This window comes from Pseudomonas sp. AGC41, from assembly GCF_057334555.1.
The window spans coordinates 220535-226799 of the sequence record NZ_JBHFJB010000039.1; the positions used below are offsets into that span (position 1 = coordinate 220535).

The 6265-nt window shown below is 61.9% G+C and carries 3 protein-coding genes and 3 tRNA genes; 1 reads left to right on the forward strand and 5 read right to left on the reverse strand.

Annotated features, from left to right (window positions below):
- Positions 1-131: 131 nt before the first annotated feature.
- From ACE04F_RS08050 to ACE04F_RS08070, 5 genes are all read right to left on the reverse strand, one after another.
- Entirely contained in the window at positions 132-1421 is a 1290-nt protein-coding gene (locus tag ACE04F_RS08050; protein ID WP_486105710.1) for a virulence factor family protein, read from the reverse strand.
- On the reverse strand, positions 1421-4063 hold the full coding sequence (gene mprF, locus ACE04F_RS08055; RefSeq protein ID WP_486105711.1) for a bifunctional lysylphosphatidylglycerol flippase/synthetase MprF: 2643 nt from the start codon (positions 4061-4063) through the stop codon (positions 1421-1423). Before mprF ends, ACE04F_RS08050 begins: the two co-directional genes overlap by 1 nt.
- 150 nt (positions 4064-4213) lie before the next feature.
- Positions 4214-4290: transfer RNA gene (locus tag ACE04F_RS08060), tRNA-Met, on the reverse strand.
- A 219-nt stretch (positions 4291-4509) separates the two neighbouring features.
- Positions 4510-4586, reverse strand: a tRNA-Met gene (locus ACE04F_RS08065).
- Positions 4587-4805: 219 nt separating this feature from the next.
- A tRNA-Met gene (locus tag ACE04F_RS08070) sits at positions 4806-4882 on the reverse strand.
- 282 nt (positions 4883-5164) lie between these two features.
- On the opposite strand from ACE04F_RS08070, the gene dinB reads away from it, so the two are divergent.
- Positions 5165-6226, forward strand: a complete 1062-nt coding sequence (gene dinB, locus ACE04F_RS08075; RefSeq protein WP_486105712.1) for a DNA polymerase IV — start codon at positions 5165-5167, stop codon at positions 6224-6226.
- Positions 6227-6265 lie beyond the last annotated feature (39 nt).

Sequence of the window (6265 nt, forward strand, 5' to 3'; positions counted from 1 at the left end):
GGCACAAGGACCTGCTGACCCGACGCTTTCGCGAGCAGGCTCGCTCCCACAGGGGGTGGGGGCACCCGGCGGGCAACAAAAAGCCCCTGCACCGTGAGGTTGTAGGGGCTTTTTGTCAGCTGTTTATCAGCTTACTGCGCAGCAGGTGTGGTCTGCCGCTTGTTGATCTCATCGATCAACCGCTTGGCCAGGGCCGGGTAGTTTTCATCGAAGTGATGGCCGCCGGGCAGCTTTATGGCTTCGCCTACGGCGGTCTTGTCGGTGCAGCCACTTTCGTTGGCTTCTTCGGCGCCGTAGATGCACACCACTTTTTCCGCCGGCAGCTTGGCCATTTCCGGGCCGGTGGCGGCTTCGGTGCCGGCGTTGCCGAGCCAGCCCTCGACTTCGATTTCGAAGCTGCCGGTGCGGGCAAAGGCGAGCAGGATAATCGCATCGACCCGCTGCTGTTCTGTCGCCGGCAAGCGGTTGTAGATCGCCGGCAGGACATCGGCGCCGAAGGAATAGCCGGTCAGGATGAAGCGTTTGGTGCCCCAGATCTGGCGATAGTGTTGCATCAGTTCGGTCAGGTCGGTCGCGCTCTGTTCGGGGCTCTTGTGCTGCCAGTAATAGCGCAGGGTGTCGATGCCGACCACCGGGTAACCGACCTTGGCCATCTCATCGGCCACGTCGCGGTCCAGGTCACGCCAGCCACCGTCGCCGGAGAGAAACAGCGTCACGGTGTCCCGGGCCTGGCTGGCGGGGACTTCCACCACCGGGATGCTCAGGCCACCCTTGCCCTTGTCGGCGCCCACCAGGATCTTGCGCAGCTCGTTGTTCAGTACCTGCGCGAGGTTGATGTCGTAGTCGCTGATGCTGGTTTCGGCATTCTTCTGGTCACGCACGAAAGCGGCGCTGGTATCGTCGGGGTTATCGTTCCATGCCACCAGCCAGCGACCATGGGCAGCGCTCTTGGGCAGCAGGTGGGTGCAGCCGGGTTTTTCCAGGGCCAGGTCGACCGAGACGGCCTGGGCCTTGTCGTCCTTCTGTTCAGCCAGCCAGCGCCAGGCCAGCACCGCGCCGGGACCGATGCCGCTGACCAGCGTGGCCGGGCCGTGCAACTGTCGCAGGCCGGCTTGCAAGGCGCGCCCTTGGAGCATGCAGTCCTTGGGCAGGATCACCTGGACGATCTGCGCCGAGCCGCTGCGGCTGAGGGTCGTCAATTGGGTGTCGCTGAGCTTCTGGTCTTCATTGACCGCCACCAGCACCTGGGCGCGTGGCTTGGTGCCGGGGATGACTCGGGTCATCGGCACGCCGTCGGCCGGCTCCAGTTGTTCCAGGGTCGGTTGCGGTGCCGGGCGGTTCCAGTACCAGTAGCCGCCACCAAGAATCACCGCCAGCACCAGCAGGGCGGCCACTACGTATCGCCAGGAGCGTTGCATCATCAGCGTTTCACCAATCCAGTCAGGCCGCCCGCAATCAGGGCGGCGGTATCGGCCAGCGCCACCAGCGGATCGAGTCCGGCGGGCACGGCCATGTAACGAGGTTCCCAGTCAGGCTGGAATTTGTCTTTGAAGCGGCGCAGGCCCTGGAAATTGTAGAGCTGCTCGCCACGGCGAAACACCATCGAACCCAGGCGCTGGGTCAATGGGGCGCCGCGACGCGGTTGCAGACCCGAGAGCGGGACCATGCCGAGGCTGAAGCGGGCGTAGTCATGGTTTTTATAATGCTGGATGAGGCCGACCATCATGAACTCCATGGTCAGCTTCGGGGCTTCGGGATGAGCACGCATCAGGTCAAGGCTGGCCAGCTCATGGCTGTGGGTTTCCAGCAGATTGGCGAACGCCACCGGACGCCCCTCGAAACGAATCACCGCGATGCGGAAGTGCTTGAGGTAATCATGGCTGAATCGCCCCAGGGAGAAACCTTTCTCGCGCACATTCTTGCCGGTCAGCCAGGCATCGGAAATGACCTTGAGTTCGTCCATCGGCGCCTGGCCCGGTTCATGGATTTCCAGTGACAGGCCGTCACGGGTGCCGCGGTTCCAGGTGTAGCGCAGGTCCTTCATCTCCTTGCCCTTGGCTTCGAGATCAAAACGCTTGAGATCGACCCGCGCTTCTTCGCCCAGCTTGATCGCAGTCAGGCCGATGTCCATGTAATAGGGCAGGTTCTCGGCACGCACCTGATAGAACACTGGCCTGGCGTGGTAGATGTCGCACAGGTCACGAAACTGCCAGATCATTTCCGCCCGTTGCTGGGTCGGCCCGATCGGGTCGTACAGCGCCACCAGGCTGCGGCCACGGCGGGCATACATCAGGAAGGCTTCATCGTTGGGATGAAACAGCAACGCCTTGTCGCCGGTCAGGGCCAGGCCGCCGTCGGGTTGCGAAGACGCCATGAGAATCGTCCTGGCGCGCTCCAGCTCTTCAGCCGTTGGCAGGTGAATCACCGGCCGAGCGGTGCGCAGCAGCCAGGTCAGGGACACCACCACCAGCAGCACCGCGGCACCCAGCAGCGAGCGCAGGCCACGAGGCGCGTCGGCGTCCAGGGTGAACTGCCACCACAGTTGATGGCTGTAGGGCACATCCTGATAGGCAAACAGCAGCAGCCAGATCGACGCACCCAGCACGCAGAGACTGGCAATCAGGAACAACGGCGAGAAAGGCAGCTCCGTCAGGCGACTTGGGCGGTAAAAGGAACGCCGGAAGACTGCCAGCAGGGCTGCGGTCAGCGTCAGCAGCGTGGCTTCTTCCCAGTCGAAACCCTTGAGTAGCGAGAGCAGGGCGCCCACCAGCAACAGGACAGTGGTCAGCATCCAGGCTGCGGACAAGCGGCGACGCAGGCCTTGGGCCAGCAACAGGCACAGCACGCCCACCAGGCTGGCGCCAAAGTGCGAGGCGTCCACCAGGCGATGCGGGATCAGGAAACCGATGTGCTCCAGGCGCGTGTCGATCTCCGGCGTCACGCCGGAAAACAGCAGCACCACGCCGGACAGGAACACCAGCACTGCCAGGATCGGCGCCGCGAAACCGGACGCCGCTCGCAGGGTCTGGCGGGTCTGGAACAGCCGTTGTGCCTCATTGATCAACAACAACACGCACGCCACCAGCATCGGCAGCAGCACATAGATCAGCCGATACAGCAGCAGGGCGGCTGCCAGCGGCGCCGCCCCGAGTTTGTCGGCAAACGCGGCCAGCAGGATCGCTTCGAACACCCCGACGCCGCCCGGCACATGACTGAGGACGCCGGCGGCCAGCGCCAGCAGGTAAACCAGTAGGAAGGGGCCGAACGGTGGCGCCTCCGGCAGCAGCAGATAGAGCACAGTTGCAGCGGCCGCGACATCCAGCGCGGTGATGATCAGTTGCAGGAGCGTCAGACGGCGGCCCGGCAGACGCAGCGTGCGGCGACCGGCCTTGACCAGCAGGGCATGCCGATAGGGTTGTTCCGGCAGGCGGCGACGATAGATGCCGATGGCCAGCGCACTGGTCAGCAGCAGCACGGCAACGGCGATCACCCCCAGCAACGTGGCGGGAAGGTGCAGGGCGGCAGAGGCGGCAGGCAGGTTGCTCAACGTCGCCAGTGCCGCCAATGGCGGCAGCGCGCAGCCCAGGGACAGGCTGGCGAACAATGTCATGTGGGCGACATCCGCCGCCCCCAAACCGTGGCGGGCATACAGGCGATAGCGAACCGAACCGCCCGACAGCAGCGACAGGCCGATCGCATTGCCGATGGCAAACGCGCTGAAGCCGCCGAGAATCAGGGTTTGGGTGGGCAGCTTCACGCCGGCGTAGCGAGTGGCGGACCATTCATAGCCCAGCAGAATGATGAAGCCGGCCACGGTGGCGGCTATCGCACCGAGCAGCGCCGGCCGCGGCACCTCGAGGATCGAATCGTGGAGGGCGTAGAGGTCGAGTTCGCTCAGGAGGTGACGGCAGGCGATCAAGGCAATCGCAAACAGCAGCAGCGTGACGGCGAGGCCGATCGGTTGCCGGTACTGGCTGATCCGGTCCAGCCAGCGCAATCGCTCGGCCTTGATCGGTTGTGTCGCATTGACAGTGTCTTGTGGGGCAGACGAGTGGGCGCGCATCAATCACCTCTTGAGCTATGCGCGACAGGATGGGGGTATCCAGCCAAGTTACCAATCCCTGCGGCGGAAAATAATTACAAAATATTTGTAATGGAGGTTTTTCGGCACACACAAAAAAGGCCACTCTTTCGAGCAGCCTTTCTTGATATTTGGTTGCGGGAGCCGGATTTGAACCGACGACCTTCGGGTTATGAGCCCGACGAGCTACCAGACTGCTCCATCCCGCGTCTGTGTGGCGGCATTCTACAGGCGAACGCAGGACTGTCAACCGTTAATGGGGCGCCGGATGAAATAAACGGCCGGTTCACCTAAATACGCGAAAACAAACGGAAATCGTCCTACAACTTCGACGTTTTGCGATGGCCGTAGCGACATGGAATGCACCGGCAGGGGAAAACACGCGCACACAAAAAAGGTCACTCTTTCGAGTAGCCTTTTCTGATGTTTGGTTGCGGGAGCCGGATTTGAACCGACGACCTTCGGGTTATGAGCCCGACGAGCTACCAGACTGCTCCATCCCGCGTCTGTGTGGCGGCATTCTACAGGCGAACGCAGGACTGTCAACCGTTAATGGGGCGCCGGATGAAATAAACGGCCGGTTCACCTAAATACGCGAAAACAAACGGAAATCGTCCTACAACTTCGACGTTTTGCGATGGCCGTAGCGACATGGAATGCACCGGCAGGGGAAAACACGCGCACACAAAAAAGGTCACTCTTTCGAGTAGCCTTTTCTGATGTTTGGTTGCGGGAGCCGGATTTGAACCGACGACCTTCGGGTTATGAGCCCGACGAGCTACCAGACTGCTCCATCCCGCGTCTGTGTGGCGGCATTCTACAGAGAATCGCCCGACTGTCAACCCCTGTGCTGGAAAAACCTGTTCAGCTTCAAATGGTTAGCCTTCGCCAAGGCAATGTGACAGCGCTGTGACGCAGGCCTGGCAAGGCCTGGCGCTCTATTGGGCGGTTCGCTGCGATTGAAGAAACACATTCATGTAGGCATTTTCCACATCTGGCGAAGGATCTTTCAAACTACTGGTGCTATGTACAGGTTCGAGTGAGATACTGGCGCTCCGATCTATCGCATGTACCGCTGCTTATATGACGCAACGCAAAATCATCCACGTCGACTGCGACTGCTTCTACGCCGCGATCGAAATGCGCGATGATCCGCGGCTGGCCGGCATACCTCTGGCGGTCGGAGGCTCGGCGGACCGGCGCGGGGTCATCGCGACCTGCAATTACGAGGCGCGGGCCTACGGTGTGCGCTCAGCCATGTCTTCCGGCCACGCGCTGAAGCTCTGCCCCGACCTGACCATCGTCAAGCCGCGAATGGACGCCTATCGGGAGGCCTCCAGGGAAATTCAGACGATTTTCAGCGATTACACCGACCTGATCGAACCGCTGTCGCTGGACGAGGCTTATCTGGACGTCTCCGCCAGTCCGCATTTTGGCGGCAGTGCCACGCGCATCGCCCAGGATATTCGCCGGCGTGTTTCCAACCAGCTGCATATCACCGTTTCCGCCGGCGTGGCGCCGAACAAGTTTCTCGCCAAGATCGCCAGTGACTGGAAAAAGCCCAACGGCCTGTTCGTCATCACGCCGGACCAAGTGGAAGATTTCGTCTCGGCGCTGCCGGTGAGCAAGCTGCACGGCGTCGGCAAGGTCACCGCCGACAAGTTGAACAGGCTCGGGATTATTGACTGCCGGCACTTGCGCGAGTGGGACAAGTTGGCGCTGGTGCGCGAATTCGGCAGTTTCGGCGAGCGACTCTGGGGCCTCGCCCGTGGGATTGACGAGCGCCTGGTGCACAACGACAGCCGGCGGCAATCCATCAGCGTGGAAAACACCTACGACGTCGATTTGCCTGATCTGCAGAGCTGCCTCGACAAACTGCCCGAACTGATGGAAACCCTGGGTGGGCGCATGGCGCGGATCGACAGCAGCTACCGACCGGGCAAGCCGTTCGTCAAAGTGAAATTCCATGACTTCACCCAGACCACCCTTGAGCAGGCCGGGGCAGGGCGGGACCTGGGCAGCTACCAGCTACTGTTGACCCAGGCGTTCAACCGCGGCGGTAAGCCGGTGCGATTGTTGGGGATAGGGGTGAGGTTGGAGGATTTGCGGGGCGGGTTTGAGCAGTTGGAGTTGTTTGAGCGGTAAAGCCGCTGGCCTCGGAAAATGCATGACACCCCTGTGGTG

Excerpts from the sequence above, each read along its gene's own strand:
- mprF (WP_486105711.1), bottom strand. The coding sequence starts at position 4,063 with ATGCGCGCCCACTCGTCTGCCCCACAAGACACTGTCAATGCGACACAA.
- ACE04F_RS08050 (WP_486105710.1), bottom strand. The coding sequence starts at position 1,421 with ATGATGCAACGCTCCTGGCGATACGTAGTGGCCGCCCTGCTGGTGCTG.
- dinB (WP_486105712.1), top strand. The coding sequence starts at position 5,165 with ATGACGCAACGCAAAATCATCCACGTCGACTGCGACTGCTTCTACGCC.